The sequence below is a fragment of the Rhizobium sp. BK212 genome (genome assembly GCF_014197475.1).
GTDB lineage: Bacteria > Pseudomonadota > Alphaproteobacteria > Rhizobiales > Rhizobiaceae > Rhizobium > Rhizobium anhuiense.
The window spans coordinates 21098-37416 of record NZ_JACIFS010000015.1; the positions used below are offsets into that span (position 1 = coordinate 21098).

General features: G+C 61.7%; 14 protein-coding genes and 1 tRNA gene. 9 read left to right on the forward strand and 6 right to left on the reverse strand.

Going from position 1 to position 16319, the window contains the following annotated elements; translation table 11 throughout:
• The first annotated feature begins 162 nt into the window (after positions 1-162).
• From secA to FHT79_RS30795, 3 genes are all read left to right on the forward strand, one after another.
• A complete protein-coding gene (secA, locus tag FHT79_RS30785; protein ID WP_063476304.1) occupies positions 163-2880 on the forward strand; it encodes a preprotein translocase subunit SecA in 2718 nt (905 codons plus the stop codon).
• A 178-nt stretch (positions 2881-3058) separates the two neighbouring features.
• Positions 3059-4474, forward strand: a complete 1416-nt coding sequence (locus FHT79_RS30790; RefSeq protein WP_183904659.1) for an oligosaccharide flippase family protein — start codon at positions 3059-3061, stop codon at positions 4472-4474.
• The gene (locus FHT79_RS30795; protein WP_047619931.1) at positions 4475-5752 is read left to right on the forward strand and encodes a GNAT family N-acetyltransferase; all 1278 of its coding nucleotides are present in this window, start codon (positions 4475-4477) and stop codon (positions 5750-5752) included.
• On the opposite strand, the gene FHT79_RS30800 is transcribed toward FHT79_RS30795, so the two are convergent.
• Entirely contained in the window at positions 5749-7380 is a 1632-nt protein-coding gene (locus tag FHT79_RS30800; RefSeq protein ID WP_183904660.1) for an AMP-binding protein, read from the reverse strand. The two genes, FHT79_RS30795 and FHT79_RS30800, sit on opposite strands and share 4 nt — an antisense overlap.
• Positions 7381-7599: 219 nt before the next feature.
• Between FHT79_RS30800 and FHT79_RS30805 the strand changes: the two genes are divergently transcribed.
• On the forward strand, positions 7600-8580 hold the full coding sequence (locus FHT79_RS30805; protein WP_028759090.1) for an aldo/keto reductase: 981 nt from the start codon (positions 7600-7602) through the stop codon (positions 8578-8580).
• Between the two features lie 98 nt (positions 8581-8678).
• Here the strand turns inward: FHT79_RS30805 and FHT79_RS30810 are convergent, their stop codons facing one another.
• Positions 8679-9257 (reverse strand): TetR/AcrR family transcriptional regulator, encoded by a 579-nt coding sequence (locus FHT79_RS30810; protein ID WP_028759089.1) that lies wholly within the window; start codon positions 9255-9257, stop codon positions 8679-8681.
• Between the two features lie 129 nt (positions 9258-9386).
• Between FHT79_RS30810 and FHT79_RS30815 the strand changes: the two genes are divergently transcribed.
• Positions 9387-10682 (forward strand): MFS transporter, encoded by a 1296-nt coding sequence (locus FHT79_RS30815; protein ID WP_028759088.1) that lies wholly within the window; start codon positions 9387-9389, stop codon positions 10680-10682.
• 124 nt (positions 10683-10806) lie between these two features.
• Positions 10807-10891 (forward strand) — tRNA-Leu (locus FHT79_RS30820).
• 202 nt (positions 10892-11093) lie between these two features.
• Here FHT79_RS30820 and FHT79_RS30825 read toward each other — a convergent pair.
• Positions 11094-11381, reverse strand: a complete 288-nt coding sequence (locus FHT79_RS30825) for a hypothetical protein (RefSeq protein WP_028757264.1) — start codon at positions 11379-11381, stop codon at positions 11094-11096.
• A gap of 166 nt (positions 11382-11547) precedes the next feature.
• Positions 11548-11832 carry a hypothetical protein gene (locus FHT79_RS30830; RefSeq protein WP_047619967.1) on the reverse strand — a complete coding sequence of 95 codons (285 nt, stop codon included), beginning with the start codon at positions 11830-11832 and terminating at the stop codon, positions 11548-11550.
• Between the two features lie 202 nt (positions 11833-12034).
• Here FHT79_RS30830 and FHT79_RS30835 point away from each other — a divergent pair, with 202 nt between their 5' ends.
• Entirely contained in the window at positions 12035-13783 is a 1749-nt protein-coding gene (locus FHT79_RS30835; protein ID WP_047619925.1) for a cation:proton antiporter, read from the forward strand.
• A gap of 145 nt (positions 13784-13928) precedes the next feature.
• On the opposite strand, the gene FHT79_RS30840 is transcribed toward FHT79_RS30835, so the two are convergent.
• A complete protein-coding gene (locus FHT79_RS30840) occupies positions 13929-14219 on the reverse strand; it encodes a hypothetical protein (protein WP_132576104.1) in 291 nt (96 codons plus the stop codon).
• 202 nt (positions 14220-14421) lie between these two features.
• Between FHT79_RS30840 and FHT79_RS30845 the strand changes: the two genes are divergently transcribed.
• The gene (locus FHT79_RS30845) at positions 14422-15012 is read left to right on the forward strand and encodes a YqaA family protein (protein ID WP_183904661.1); all 591 of its coding nucleotides are present in this window, start codon (positions 14422-14424) and stop codon (positions 15010-15012) included.
• Positions 15013-15090: 78 nt separating this feature from the next.
• On the forward strand, positions 15091-15612 hold the full coding sequence (locus tag FHT79_RS30850; RefSeq protein WP_183904662.1) for a disulfide bond formation protein B: 522 nt from the start codon (positions 15091-15093) through the stop codon (positions 15610-15612).
• Between the two features lie 60 nt (positions 15613-15672).
• On the opposite strand, the gene FHT79_RS30855 is transcribed toward FHT79_RS30850, so the two are convergent.
• A complete protein-coding gene (locus tag FHT79_RS30855) occupies positions 15673-16230 on the reverse strand; it encodes an HNH endonuclease (RefSeq protein WP_004671754.1) in 558 nt (185 codons plus the stop codon).
• Between the last annotated feature and the right edge of the window lie 89 nt (positions 16231-16319).

The window sequence follows — 16319 nt, forward strand, 5'->3', positions numbered from 1 at the left end:
TCTGTATCCGCCAAATCCGTTGACATCATTCGACCCCCCTCTTATCTGTCACGCAACCTCGCGTCCAGAACAGTTTCCGGGCGTTTTAAGGCGCGCGCCTGATTTTCGGCTGGGCCGCGAATAAGAAACGTCGGGGATGAATATTGAGAAAGGACCAGTCATATGGTCAGCTTTGGCGGTATAGCCCGCAAGTTATTTGGTTCTTCCAATGACCGCCGCGTGCGGTCCTTCCAGCCGAACGTCACTGCCATCAACTCTATCGAAGAGAAGACGAAGGCCCTGACGGACGAGCAGCTCGCGGCAAAGACCGTGGAGTTTCGCGCCCTGCTCGCCGAGGGCAAGACCCTCGACGACATTCTGATCCCGGCCTTTGCCGTCGTGCGCGAAGCCTCGCGCCGCGTTCTCGGCCTGCGACCTTTTGACGTACAGCTGGTCGGCGGCATGATCCTGCATTCGAATGCGATCGCCGAGATGAAGACCGGCGAAGGCAAAACCCTCGTCGCCACCCTGCCGGTCTATCTGAACGCGCTTTCCGGCAAGGGCGTGCACGTCGTCACCGTCAACGATTACCTCGCCCAGCGCGACGCCGCCACCATGGGCCGAGTCTACGGCTTCCTCGGCATGACCACCGGCGTCATCGTCCACGGCCTCTCCGACGAGGAGCGCCGCGCGGCCTATGCCTGCGACATCACATATGCCACCAACAACGAACTCGGCTTCGATTATCTGCGCGATAACATGAAGTACGAGAAGAACCAGATGGTCCAGCGCGGCCATAACTTCGCGATCGTCGACGAAGTGGACTCGATCCTGGTCGACGAGGCGCGCACGCCGCTGATCATCTCCGGTCCGCTCGACGACCGCTCCGAACTCTATAATACGATCGACGCCTTCATTCCGCTGCTGGCGCCCAGCGACTACGAGATCGACGAGAAGCAGCGCTCCGCCAACTTCTCCGAAGAAGGCACTGAGAAGCTGGAAAACCTGCTCCGCCAGGCCGGCCTCCTGAAGGGCAACGCGCTCTACGACATCGAGAATGTCGCGATCGTCCACCACATCAACAATGCGCTGAAGGCCCACAAGCTCTTCCAGCGCGACAAGGACTATATCGTCCGCAACGACGAAGTCGTCATCATCGACGAGTTCACCGGCCGCATGATGCCGGGCCGCCGTTATTCGGAAGGCCAGCACCAGGCGCTGGAAGCCAAGGAAAAGGTGCAGATCCAGCCGGAAAACCAGACGCTGGCCTCGATCACCTTCCAGAACTACTTCCGCATGTACGGCAAGCTCGCCGGCATGACCGGTACGGCGCAGACGGAAGCGGAAGAATTTGGCAATATCTACAATCTCGATGTCATCGAGGTTCCGACCAACCTGCCGATCAAGCGCATCGACGAGGACGACGAGGTCTACCGGACCTTCGACGAGAAGTTCAAGGCGATCATCGAGGAAATCCTCGATGCCCATAAGCGTGGCCAGCCGGTGCTGGTCGGCACCACCTCGATCGAGAAGTCGGAGCTGCTTGCCGAGCGCTTGCGCAAGCAAGGCTTCAACGACTTCCAGGTGCTGAACGCCCGCTACCACGAGCAGGAAGCCTATATCGTCGCCCAGGCCGGCGTGCCGGGTGCCGTCACCATCGCCACCAACATGGCCGGCCGCGGCACCGACATCCAGCTCGGCGGCAACCTCGACATGCGCATCGAGCGCGAACTCGGCGATGTCGAAGCCGGTCCGGAGCGTGACGCCCGGATCCAGGCGATCGTCGAGGAGATCAAGGAACTCAAGCAGAAGGCGCTCGCCGCCGGCGGTCTCTACGTCATCGCCACCGAACGCCATGAAAGCCGTCGCATCGACAACCAGCTGCGCGGCCGTTCCGGCCGTCAGGGCGACCCCGGCCGCTCGAAGTTCTACCTGTCGCTTCAGGACGATCTGATGCGCATCTTCGGCTCCGACCGCATGGACAGCATGCTGACCAAGCTCGGCCTCAAGGAGGGCGAGGCGATTGTCCATCCCTGGATCAACAAGGCCCTGGAGCGCGCCCAGAAGAAGGTCGAAGCCCGCAACTTCGATATCCGCAAGAACCTTCTGAAATATGACGACGTTCTCAACGACCAGCGCAAGGTAATTTTCGAACAGCGCCTCGAGCTGATGGAAGCGGCCAATATTTCCGAAATGGTCTCCGACATGCGCCGCGAGGTAATCGAGGACATGGTCGAAAAGCATATCCCCGAGCGCGCCTATGCCGAACAATGGGATGCTGCCGGCCTGAAGACCGGTGCTTTGAACATCCTCAATCTCGATCTGCCGATCGAGGACTGGGTGAAGGAAGAAGGTATCGGCGAAGACGATATCCGCGAGCGGCTGACGCAAGCCACCAATGCCGCCTTCACGGAAAAAGCCGAGCGTTTCGGCGACGACATCATGCATTATGTCGAGCGCTCGATCGTCATGCAGACGCTCGATCATCTCTGGCGCGAGCATATCGTCAATCTCGACCATCTCCGCTCCGTCATCGGCTTCCGCGGCTATGCCCAACGCGATCCGCTGCAGGAATACAAGTCGGAAGCCTTCGAGCTCTTCACGGCGCTGCTCAACAATCTGCGCGAGGCCGTCACCGCCCAGCTGATGCGCGTCGAGCTGGTGCAGCAGGCGCCCGCCGAGCCCGAACCGCCGCTGATGCAGGCCCATCACCTGGATCCGACGACCGGCGAAGACGATTTCGCCCCAGCGATCTACCAGGCATCGGAAGTCATCGTTTCTCCCGAAAACCGCAACCCGGATGACCCGGCCACCTGGGGCAAGGTCGGCCGTAACGAGACCTGCCCCTGTGGTTCCGGCAAGAAATACAAGCATTGCCACGGCGCCTTCGAGCAGGTCTGAGGCAAGCCGCAACGATCCTGAAAATGCCGCCTTCGGGCGGCATTTTCTTTTCTCCGGCAACGTCTCACGATTGTAGCTCAGCGTCGGGCAGCAAGCCCGATCCGGAACCGTTTCTTAACCCTGTTCTGTCAAGACTTCAGGCGCGATTTGCCTGACCTTAGAGTTTTGCGTGTTCATCATGGCGGTCATAGAAACAGCGGAGAAGATGCTGCCCGCGGGCCTGCGCCCGATCGGCGGCCGAACGCTGCGCATGCTTGCGGCCGTGCTCACGGAACGCGGCGAGAAGGCGGCCGCCCAGCGCATGGCGCTGACGGCCTTTTCGATCCGTATCCTCAGCGCGGCTCTCGCCTTCGTCTCCCAGATCGTGCTCGCCCGGCTGATGGGCGAATATGAATACGGCATCTTCGTTTTCGTCTGGGTGCTGGTCGTCGTCTTCGGCGATCTCTCATGCCTCGGGTTCCACACGGCGATCATCCGGTTCCTGCCGCAATACAGGGCAGCGGGCGCTTTCGAGGAAATCCGCGGCCTGACCGGGACGGCGCGCATCTTTGCGCTGCTTTCCGGCACGGCGGTGCTCGCCGCCGGCACGCTCGGTCTGCATTTCTTCGGCGACATGATCCAGGTCTATTATCTCGTCCCGATCTTCATCGGCCTGCTCGCCATGCCGATGATCGCGCTCGGCGACATTCTGGAAGGCACGTCGCGGGCCAACCACTGGCCGGTAATGGCGCTGAGCCCGGTCTATATCGTCCGCCCGATCCTCATCATCCTCTTCATGCTCATCGCGATTGCCATCGGCGCCGCGCACACCGCCGTCACTGCGATGCAGGCAGCGCTCGTCGCCACCTTCGTCACCGCGCTCGGCCAGTATGCCGCAACGCTCTATCGCCTTCGCCGGCATTATGATGAAGGCCCGCGCAAGGTTGATTTCCTCGCCTGGTTCAGCGTCGCCTTTCCGATTTTCCTGATCGAGGGCGTGAGCTTCCTGCTCACCAATTCCGATGTCGTCGTCGTCGGCATCTTCCTCGAACCGCACGATGTCGCCATCTATTTCGCCGCCGCCAAGACGATGGCGCTGGTGCATTTCATCAATTTCTCGGTCAAGGCAGCCTCCGGCCCGCGCTTCTCCTCGATCATCGCCGAAGGCGACCACGGACAGCTGGCGACCGCTGCCATCGACGCCGCCCGCTGGACCTTCTGGCCGGCGCTCGGTGTCGGCCTTGCCGTGCTTGCGGCCGGCCATCTGCTGCTATCGCTCTTCGGCGGCGCCTTCACATCAGGCTATCTGGTCATGGCGATCCTGCTCGCCGGCATCCTCGCCAAGTCGCTGGTCGGCCCCGCCGAAACGTTGCTGATGATGGCAGGCAAGCAGAACCTCTGCGTCGCACTCTATGCCGGCGCACTGACGGCCAATGTCGGCCTCAACCTCGCTTTGATCCCGCATTACGGCATCGAGGGCACGGCGATTGCCACGGCCTCGGCCATGGCGGTCGAGGCGATCCTGCTGCATCTCGCCGTGCGCCGCACGCTCGGTATCGTCCTGTTCGCCTTCGCCAGCCCCTCCGCCGCAACGCCAGAAATGAGAGTTCGATAGATGGTGCGTGTTCCCCCCGTTACCGAAAGCACCAACAGCGCCGCCAACCGCATGGTGCATGATCTCGCCGCGCTGCATTTCGAAGCGCCGCAGGCCGAGGCCCGCGCCGAGATCGGCCGGCCGGGGCGCGAGCTCTGCCTCTATCCCGGCAAACTCGGCTATGAACTTCAGGATGAGCTCGATTTCCTCTCCAACCGGGCGATGGAACCGAACGTCTTCTTCTCCGGCCGCTTTCTCGCCCCCGCTATGCCGCGGCTTGAGGACCGGCAGGTGAACTTCGCCCTGATCCGCGACCACAATGCCGGCCGCAGCCGCATGCGCTTCCTGATGCCGTTTTCGGTCGACAGGCCCGGTTTTGCCGTCGGCCCGTCGATCATCCGCGGCTGGTCGAACAGCTTCGGCCCGCTCGGCACGCCGCTCGTCGATGCCGAGGATGCTGCCGAGACCCTCGACAATCTCTTCGAGGCACTGACCGTGCGCGATCTCAATCTGCCCGGCATACTGGTTCTGCCGGATCTGCGGCTGAACGGCATCTTCGTGCGCATGCTCAAGGCTGTGGCGCTCAGCCGCAACCTTCCCGTCACCGTCACCAATCCTTACCAGCGCCCGATGCTGCAGAGCGACGAAGAGGCGCCGGCCTATCTCGGCAAAACCATCTCCTCCTCGCATATGCGCGAAATGCGCCGTCAATGGCGCCTGCTCGAGGAACAGGGAACGGCGGTCTATGCCGTCGCCCGCCAGCCGCGCGAAATCCATATCCGCTTCGAGGAATTCCTGGCGATGGAAGCCGGTGGCTGGAAGGGCAAGCGACGAAGCGCTCTCGTCACCGATCGCTATCACACGGCCTTTGCCCGCGAGGCGGTGTCGAACCTTGCCGCCGTCGATGCCGTGCGTATTCACACGATCGATCTCAATGGCAAGGCGATCGCCGCCATCGTCGTCCTGATGATGGGCGGCGAAGCCTATACGTGGAAGACCGCCTATGACGAGAACTATGCCCGCTATTCGCCGGGCAAGCTCTTGATGAGCGAACTCACCGAATGGCATCTCGACGACGCCAATATCGTGCGTTCCGATTCCTGTGCCGTCTCCGATCATCCGATCATGAGCCGCTTCTGGCAGGAGCGCGAGGAGATGGGAACGCTGGTGATCGGCCTGACGCAGAACGGCGACCGCGACATGCGCCAGGTCTCGGCCCAACTCCATATGTACCGCAGCACCCGCAATATGGCGAAGATGCTGCGCGAGAAGATCATGTCGCTTGCCGGCCGGGGCTAATTTTCGGCCGCCGCCCTTTCGCGCAGCAGCCGGCGGATCACCTTGCCGGTGGTCGTCAGCGGCAAGGCGTCGATGAATTCCACCTCGCGCGGATATTCGTGCATCGAAAGCCGCGTCTTCACCCATTCCCTGATATCGGCGGCCAGCGCCTCGCTTGGATGATGGCCTGGCGACAGCACGATATAGGCCTTGACGATCTCGGTGCGCACGGCATCGGGTTTGCCGACGGCGGCGGCAAGCTGCACGGCGGGATGGCCGATCAGACAATCCTCGATCTCGGCCGGGCCGATGCGATATCCCGACGAGGTGATGACGTCGTCGTCGCGGCCTTCGAAGGTGACATAGCCCTCGGCGTCCTGACGGCCGATATCGCCGGTGAGCAGCCAGCCTTTGGCGAACTTCCGCTCGGTCGCCGCCGCATCGTTCCAGTAGCCGAGGAACATGACGGGGTCGGGACTGGCAATGGCGATCTGGCCCGGTTCGCCGGCCGGCAATTCGTCACCCACTTCGCTGACGATGGCAACGCGATGCCCCGGGACCGCCCGTCCGATGGCTCCAGCCTTGGTGACGCCATGGGCAGCGCTCGACGAGAGCACGAAATTGCACTCCGTCTGGCCATAAAATTCGTTGACGGTAATGCCGAGCGTCCGCCGCGCCCATTCATAGGTCTCGCGCCCGAGTGATTCCCCGGCCGAGCCGATGGTGCGCAGCACCAGATCATATTTCGAGCGCGGATCGGCAACGGATCGCATCAACCGCAGCGCCGTCGGCGGAATGAAGGCATTGCGCACCTTCATCTCCGCCATGATGCGATAGGCCATGTCGGCATCGAATTTCTGCGCCGGCGACGAGACTACGGGAACGCCGAGCAGCAGGCTCGGCAGCAGCGCATTGAGCAGACCGCCCGCCCAGGCCCAGTCGGACGGCGTCCAGACCTTGTCGCCCACTTTCGGAAAGCCCTCATGGGCAAACTGCATACCCGGAATATGGCCGGGCAGAACGCGATGACCATGCAGCGCGCCCTTGGGCGGCCCCGTCGTTCCCGAGGTGAAGATCATCAGCGCCGGATCGTCCGGACCGGTCCTGGCGACGTCGAAGACAGTGGGATGGCCGTTCACCAGATCGCCAAAGGCAACCGCATCGACATCCGCCCGGTCGATGCTGACGACATGTTTCAGCATCGGCAGGCGATCGCGGATCTGCCGGATGCGCTCGAGACCGAAACCATTGGTGACGATTGCTGCAACACCTGCTGCCTTCAGCCGGTATTCCAGCGCCTCGACGCCGAAGAGCAGCGCCAGCGGCAGCGCGACCGCGCCGGTCTTGTAGATCGCCACATGTGCGATCACCGTCTCGAAGGATTGCGGCAAGAGCAGCGCGACACGATCGCCGCGCTCCACCCCAAGCGAAACGAGCGCATTGGCGAAGGCCGAGGACTGGTCGGCGAGGGCGCGATAGGTCATCGCGCGGTGATGGCCATCCGGGCTGAAATGCTCGAGACAGACGCGCTCCGGATCTCTCGCGGCCCAGTCGTCGCTGACGGCGCGGCCGATATTGAAATCTTCGGGAATCCGCCACGAAAAATCGCGATAGAGATCGTCGTAGCGATCATGAGGCGGCAGTTTCATAGGCAAAATCCGGTGAATGTTGCACCAGCTAACACCTTGTGCTGCAATTGCGCAAGCGGCCGGTCCGGGCGGCGATGACTGCCCGGCTTCAAAGCCATCACGCATAGTTGCACGCATGGCAGAACGGATTCTTCGCCAGGTGCCCTGCGACTTTGCCGGCTTTCGCACTAGATCATGGAAAGCCGCCTGGGGGCCACCAATTCATCACGGAGCCGTTTCATGGAATACGCAAAATTTGGGAAGACCGGACTGGAAGTGTCGAAAATCTGCCTGGGCTGCATGACCTTCGGCGATCCCGGCCGCGGCAATCATGCCTGGAGCCTCAGGGAAGACGAAAGCCGGACGATGATCAGGCAGGCAATCGACCTCGGCATCAATTTCCTCGACACCGCCAACACCTATTCCAACGGTTCCTCGGAGGAGATCGTCGGCCGCGCCATCAAAGATTTCGCCAAACGCGAGGATATCGTGCTGGCGACCAAGGTGTTCAATCGCATGCGGCCAGGCCCGAACGGCGCCGGCCTGTCACGCAAGGCGATCTTCGACGAGATCGACAACAGTCTGCGTCGCCTCGGCACCGACTATGTCGATCTCTACCAGATCCACCGGTTCGACTATACGACGCCGATCGAGGAAACGCTGGAAGCGCTGCACGACGTGGTCAAATCGGGCAAGGCGCGTTATATCGGCGCTTCCTCCATGTATGCTTGGCAGTTCGCCAAGGCGCTCTACGTCTCCAGGCTGAACGGCTGGACCGAATTCGTCAGCATGCAGGACCACCTGAACCTGCTCTACCGCGAGGAAGAGCGCGAAATGCTGCCGCTCTGCGAGGATCAGAAGATCGCCGTCATCCCCTGGAGCCCGCTGGCCCGCGGCCGCCTGACCCGCGACTGGGACGAGACGACGGCACGCAGCGAAACCGACGAATTCGGCAAGACGCTCTACACCCAGTCCATCGATGCCGACCGCAGAATCGTCGAGGCGGTGGCCGAGATCGCCAGGACCCGCAACATCTCCCGCGCCCAGGTCGCAACCGCCTGGATCCTGCAGAAGAGCGCGGTGACCGCGCCGATCATCGGTGCCTCCAAGCCGAACCATTTGCAGGACGCCGTTGCCTCGCTCTTGGTCAAGCTTACCCCCGAGGAAATCGCGGCACTGGAAGCACCCTACATCCCGCACGCCGTCGCCGGCTTCAAGTAGTCAGCCGGCCGGCTTCTCAGCAGGCATGACCGAGGCAGATCCCTCTCCGCGCCCGCGCGGAGAGGGAGATCGGCATTATGACTATTCCACGACTGATCTTACATCCGGCTGCCGGGGTCGAGCTGCCGGCGCATCGTCACCAGAAATTGCTCGGCAAGCGCCCTATCCTCGACCGCGCGGGCAAGAATGACGGCGCCCATCATCGACGAGAGCGTCGTCGCGGCATTGGCCCGGCGTTCTTCTTCAGTCTCGCCGGGAACGATATCGGCGAGCGTGTCGACCAGCACGGACAGCCCATCGCTGAAGACCGCGCGGACAGCCCCCCGGCTGCGGCTCACCTCCTGGATCAGCGTTGCGAAGACGCAGCTGCCGCCCGGATCGTCGACCGTGCGCCAGTGAATATAATGGTCGAGAAGTGCTGCAAGCGGCCGGTCCGGCGATTCGGCGATGTGCTCCTTCCACCGCGTTTCCACTCTGTCGATCAGCTTACGGCTAACCTCGAGCGCCAGATCGTCCTTCGAACTGAAATGACCGTAGAAGCCGCCATGCGTCAGCCCCGCCGCCTTCATGATGTCAGCAACGCCGACCCCGTCGAAACCGTTCTCGCGGAAAAGCACGCCCGCAACGCTCAGGATCTTTTCGCGGTTTTCGGCAAATTTCTCGCGGCTGACCCGCATTTTTCGTCTCCAGAAATAGTCGCTTGACAAAATATATGACGTCCATCATCAATACGCAAGAAATATGATGACCATCATGTAAATCGATCCTGTACTTTCGCGAACCTGAATTCGAACGGAATCTTGCCCATGGTTTCCACAGCCCTCGCCTCCACCCTTGCCCGGCGCAACATCCATTACGGCTGGGTCGTCGTTGCCGCGACCTTCCTCACCATGCTGGTCACCGCCGGCGCCATGGGCGCACCCGGCGTTCTCATCAAGCCGCTGCAGGACGAGTTCGGCTGGGAGACCTCGCAGATTTCCTCGGCGCTGGCGATCCGTCTGATCCTGTTCGGTTTCATGGGTCCGTTCGCCGCCGCCTTCATGAATTATTTCGGCGTGCGCAAGGTCATCGTCTTCGCGCTCGCCCTGATCGGCGCCGGCTTCATCGGTTCGCTGTTCATGACGACGCTGTGGCAGTTGCTGCTGCTGTGGGGCATCGTCGTCGGCTTCGGCACCGGTCTGACAGCCATGGTGCTCGCCGCGACGATCTCCTCCCGCTGGTTCACCAGGCATCGCGGCCTCGTCGTCGGCATGCTTTCGGCAAGCTCGGCCACCGGCCAGCTCGTCTTTCTGCCGCTGATGGCCGAACTGACAGAACGCTACGGCTGGCGCTCGACAGTGTTTTTCGTCTGCGCCATGATCATGGTCGCAGCCCTTGCCGTACTCGCCTTCATGCGCGACCGCCCGGCCGACCTCAACTTGCCGGCTCTCGGCGAAACGCAGGTGACGCCGCCGCCGGCAGCCACCTCGCTCGGCGTCGCGCTGATGACGCCGATCACCGTCCTCAGGGAAATCTCGAAGACCTCGACCTTCTGGATCCTCTTCGCCACCTTCTTCATCTGCGGCCTCAGCACCAACGGCCTGATCCAGACCCATTTCGTCACCCTCTGCGGCGATTTCGGCATCGTGCCGGTTGCCGCCGCCAGCGTGCTCGCCGTCATGGGCATCTTCGATTTCTTCGGCACGATCGGCTCCGGCTGGCTCTCCGACCGGTTCGACAATCGCTGGCTGCTATTCTGGTATTACGGCCTGCGCGGCCTCTCGCTGCTCTACCTGCCCTTCAGCGATTTCAGCTTCTACGGCCTTTCCATCTTTGCCATCTTTTACGGCCTTGACTGGATTGCCACCGTGCCGCCGACCGTCAAGATCGCCGCCGACCGCTTCGGCCGCGAAAAGGTCGGCCTCGTTTTCGGCTGGGTCTTTGCCGGCCATCAGCTGGGAGCCGCCACCGCCGCCTATGGCGCCGGCCTCTCGCGCACGGAGCTTTCGAGCTATCTGCCCGCCTTCTTCATCGCCGGCGCCTTCTGCCTGCTGGCCTCGATCCTGGCGATCACATTGAAGAAGTCCGGCCTCAGCAGCCCGGCCCCCGCTGCAGCCCATTGATATCGACCGGATCCGGCCTCGAAACGAGGCCGGGTCTCTCCACCGGATCGGTCTGATAACTTCGCTTGCCCGTCTTGCGCGCGCAGGCGCTCGCATGTTAGACAGCCGCCCGTTCGTATCCGTTGCCCCATTGGCGGAATTGGTAGACGCGCTCGACTCAAAATCGAGTTTCGAAAGAAGTGCTGGTTCGACCCCGGCATGGGGCACCACCTACGCTCTGCGAACTTCGGCTCGGCAGGCCGAAGAGCAGCTAAGCGAAGGGTTGTCGCGCCGTAGCTCCGTCAGGAACGAAGGCGGACTGGTTCGACAATGCTTCGGCTGGCTGCACCATCATCTCAAATCGCTTCGCGTAGCCCTGCCTCAGGAGACCTGATACGGGACTACGGAGCAAAATTAGCCTGCGGGTGAAGCCTACTTGTTCTTCAACAGCCACATTTTGCCGGCCATGGTGATGCCGTAGACGTCTTTTGAGACGTCGTCGTCCAGATGCCGCCGCTCGAGGAAACCCGGCTCCTTCAATTCACCCAGCGTCTTGGCAGTGACTGATTTGATTTTCTGCGGCCGCTCTTTCCAGCGGTCGGTTTTTGCGTAAGTCACCTGCGCGTTCTGGTGCGTCCATTTGTTGGCTGGCTGAGGATAGAGATCTCCATCCCTGGCGAGTTTGAGTGCGGCGATCTGGGACGGGGTAAGCTCAATCATAGTAAAAATCCTGTGCGGGAGGTATTTGCGCTGGGAACGCGCTTTTACCAAAGGCGTGCTCATAACACCGACGGACCACTTCCACCACCCATTCAGATAATCGCGCCACAAAAGGCGAAAACCCGGTTCGTCGGAACCGGGCTTCGCCCTTGTAGCGTATGTCTCGTTAATTGCAGCGTCGGACCGTCTTGGTGACCTCGCCTTCATCGGTCTGGCGTGTGACGCTCCTGGTTTCGCAGCCACTATCGCGGTAGCGGCGGTGCTCACGTTCGCGCACGGCACCAAAAGTGACGCCCCGCTCGCTGATGGTAATTCCAGGTCTTACCCGCTCGTGACGATAGCCGTCATCATAGGAACGCTCCCTGACATAGACGCTATCGGCAAGAACAGGCGCTGCAAACGAGCAGGCGGCAAGGGCCGCCACAGTACAGTTCAGGATAATCTTCCGCATGTCGTTCTCCTTTCTTGATGAAAGGGCAACGAGGAAAGCCGCAAGTGGTTCCAACATTGTGACGGCCCGGCCGTGCCGCAGACAACGTCTGCATCTGGCGGGCCAGAACTATGAGTGAGGGGGCCTCGCCGCTCAAATCACTTGTTTAATTTTGCTTGCGCTTCGTCCAAAGTGGCCGCCGCTACAAATAGAGAGGGCGGACGTGCATCAGGAAGTAGGACTCATCGCGACGGTTGCCGTCAGTTTTGTTTTCGCCGCGATCCTGGGCTACGGCGCCGATCGGCTCCGGCTGCCGCCGCTCGTCGGCTACCTGATGGCCGGCATCCTGATGGGGCCGTTCACCCCGGGCTTCGTCGCCGACACCGCCCTTGCCGGTCAGCTCGCCGAAATGGGCGTCATCCTTTTGATGTTCGGCGTCGGCCTGCATTTTTCCGCCTCCGACTTGCTCGCCGTGCGCGGCATCGCCGTGCCGGGCGCGATCGGACGGATCATTCTCGCCACCCTGCTCGGCGTCGGCCTTTGCCAACTCTGGGGCTGGAGCCTCGGCGCCGGCATCGTCCTCGGCCTCAGCCTGTCGGTGGCGAGCACCGTCGTTCTCTTGAAGGCGCTGGAGGAGCGCAATCTCGTCAACGCGCCAAGCGGACGCGTCGCCGTCGGCTGGCTGATCGTCGAGGATCTGGTGATGGTGCTGGCGCTGGTGCTGCTGCCGGCGCTCGCAGAGCTTCTGGGTGGCAACGCCGCCGATACGACCAACCACGGCCTCGGCGACCTGCCGCTGGTGCTGACGATCGGCCTGACGCTGTTGAAGGTGGCGGCCTTCGCCGCCATGGCGATCTTCCTCGGCCCTCGCATCGTGCCCTGGCTGCTGACGATGATCGCCCGCACCGGCTCGCGTGAGCTGTTCACGCTGACAGTCCTGGCGATCGCGCTCGGCATCGCCTTCGGCTCGGCGGCGATCTTCGGCGTCTCATTTGCGCTCGGCGCATTTTTTGCCGGTGTCGTCATGAGCGAATCCCAGCTCAGCCACAGGGCGGCCGCCGATTCGCTGCCGCTGCAGAATGCCTTCTCCGTGCTGTTTTTCGTCTCGGTCGGCATGCTCTTCGACCCCTCGATCCTGGTGCGCCAGCCGCTGGCCGTGATCGGCGCGCTCGCGCTGGTCATCCTCGGCAAGGGCATCATCACCTTCTTCATCGTCATCCTGCTCAGATATCCAATCGGCCTGGGGCTGACATTGGCCGGCGGCCTCGCCCAGATCGGCGAATTCTCCTTCATCCTCGCCGGTCTCGGCGTGTCGCTCGGGCTTCTGCCGCATGAGGGCCAGGATCTGATCCTTGCCGCCGCAATCCTGTCGATCACGCTGAACCCGATCGTGATCCTGGCGACCGACGGACTGAAGAAATATATCCATTCGACATGGCCCTCCCTTTGGGAAAATTACGGCAGAAAGAGGCAGAAAGCGCTCGGCAAGGAACTGGAAAAGATCAGGGCGCTCAGCGAGGAGCGCGAGCGTCAGCATCAGTTGAAGATGCAGCAGCTGATCGAAACTTTCCCGTTATTCTCCGAGGTCAGCGAGGACGCGCAAGAGGAGCTGCTGCTGCTCTTCAAGGCAAAGTCCGCCCCTCCCGGCGAACGCGTCATTCGCCGCGGCGACCGCGGCGACAGCATGTATTTCATCTCTTCGGGAGCGGTGGAGGTGCGGCTCGCCAGCGGTGCGATCCGCCTGGAACCGGGCGCCTTTTTTGGCGAAATGGCGCTTCTCACCGGCGGACGACGCACCGCCGACGTCATTGCCGTCGATTTCTGCCAGTTCGAGGTGCTCGAGCGGCGCGACTTTAACATGTTCATGTCACACCATCCCAACCTGCGCGCCGCCGTCAGCGAAATGGCCCAGAAGCGCACGGAGATGAACGTCCTGCGCCAGCAATGGGAAAAGTCGATGGACCTGTCCTGAGCAAACACCGCCGCATTTCTCGCGGGAGCGCGATAGCGTGATTGCCTAGAGTAGGTCGCGCAAAACTGAGCAGCGGTTTTGCAATTCCGACATGCGTAAAAGCAAAGATCTAAATCGCAAGCGAAACTGAGGATTGCGACGCGCTTTAGACCGCCGGCCAATAGCCATCAGCACGGAAATCCTCCGGGATCGGATCGAGGCTCGACAATGTCTCGGCCGCGAAATCGATCTGTAGCGACAGGTATTTGAGAGACGCCAGCATCGGCGCGCCGGTCGCAAACTCCCGGATGCGGGACAGATGATAGCCGCTGGCGCTCAGCCGCCGCGCAGCCTCCTGGCGTACATCGTCTCTGCTCGGTCCGCGCCCCTTTTCGGACCGGTCATCCATTTGCACGGCCTGCCCACGGCCGCCTTCGATCACTTTGAACATTCTCATGCCACCCTGCACGTCGACCCTATGCTCTGATACAGCTTGCCGCAGAATGGCCGATTCGCAATCCCATGAAATCTCGAGAGAGGCGCCGATGCGCCGCATCACGAAAATTTTTGGACGGCGGTGGCAGGAAGGACACGGGCGAGCATTTACAGCACCGCGCACGGCCCCTAAAGCTTTTGCACCGCAACAGGAAGGAAACGGAATGCTCCGCAGACTTTACGACTGGACCATGTCTTTGGCCTCGCGCAAATCGGCCGAAGTCTGGCTCGCCGTCATCGCCTTCGTCGAAAGCTCCGTCTTTCTCGTCCCCGCCGATGTGCTCTTCCTGCCAATGGCGCTTTCGAGGCCGGAACGCTCCTACCGCTATGCGCTGATTGCAACCGTCGCCTCCGTGCTCGGCGGCATCGCCGGCTGGGCGCTCGGCTTTTACGCCTATGAGACGGTTGCGCGGCCGATTCTCGAATTCTACGGCAAACTCGACGCCTTCGAGCAGATGAAGGCCTATGTCACCTACGAGTGGATCCTGCTGCTGCTCGTCACTTCGGGTCTCGCGCATCTGCCGCCGATCAAGATTGTCACGATTTTGTCCGGCGTCATCCACGTCAATCTGGGGCTTTTCGTCGTCTCGGCGATCGTCGCGCGCGGCGCGCGTTTCCTCTTCCTCGCCTGGCTGCTGCGCCGTTACGGAGAACCGATCCGCCATTTCATCGAGAAGCGCCTCGGCCAGATCGTCAGCGTCGGTGCCGCCGCCGCGATCGTGTTATATCCCGCCTACCGCTATCTCGCTCACTAGAACAGGATGATTTTCGGCCGAACAGGCCTAAAATCTGAATCCGCATCTCAGGCTTTACCAACTTTGCGGAGTTCCGCCATGACTGCCATTTCCTCGCCGCTCACCCGCCCCGGCTTTACCTATTCCCTGCTGCTCGCGATCGGCATGGCGGCCGTCGTCGGCACGGCGCTGGGCTTCCAATATATCGGCGGCTATATTCCCTGCGCGCTCTGCCTGCTGCAGCGCCAGCCTTATTATTACGCCATCCCGATCGCGATTCTCGCCGCAATCTCCGAACTCGTCGGCCTGCCGAACTGGATCACCCGCGCGCTCATCCTGGCGGCCGGCATCCTGATGCTGGTCACGGCAGGCATGGGTGTCTATCACGCTGGCGTCGAATGGCATTTCTGGCCGGGGCCGGCCACCTGCTCGACCACGGCAAGCAGCATGACGACCAATGCCGGCGATCTGCTCGGCGAACTCAACACCATCAAAGGCCCGTCCTGCACCGATGCAGCGCTGCGGGTGCTCGGCCTGTCTTTTGCAGGCTGGAACGTGATTGCCGGAATCCTGCTCGCAGCCTTCGCCTTTGTAGGCGTTCGCAAGGCTGCCTCTGCATAATCCCTTAAGTCAGCCGTTCTCTGCGCCTCCGAAGAACGCGCCGTGCTGCAAGCAACGCGATCAAGGCTGCAGTTCGGTATCCCAGTAGAGATAATCGAGCCAGCTGTCATGCAGATAGTTCGGCGGGAACAGCCGGCCGTTATTGTGCAGATCCTGCACCGTCGGCTGGTAGGGCTTCTGCGCCGGGAACATGCCGGCCTGCTTGGGAAGCTTGCTGCCCTTGCGCAGATTGCAAGGCGAACAGGCAGCCACGACATTCTCCCAGGTCGTCTCGCCGCCATGGGCGCGCGGGATGACGTGATCGAAGGTCAGGTCGTCATGGGCGCCGCAATACTGGCATTCGAACCGGTCACGCAAAAAGACGTTGAACCGGGTGAAAGCGGGATTGCGGGACGGCTGAACGTAAGTCTTGAGGCACACGACACTCGGAAGCCGCATCGAGAAGCTCGGTGAGGAAACCGAATGTTCATACTCTGCGATGATATTCACACGGTCGAGAAATACCGCCTTGATCGCGTCCTGCCAGGACCATAGCGACAAGGGATAATAACTCAGCGGCCGGTAGTCAGCGTTCAGGACGAGCGCCGGCAGGGCCTGCGGGGAGACTGCAATCGTCAAGGGACTCTCCTGATCGATTCGGCATCTGCACCTGTATATTAGGCCGGTTGTTACAGGATTGTGAAGTCCAATAAATTCAGAGGATAAAG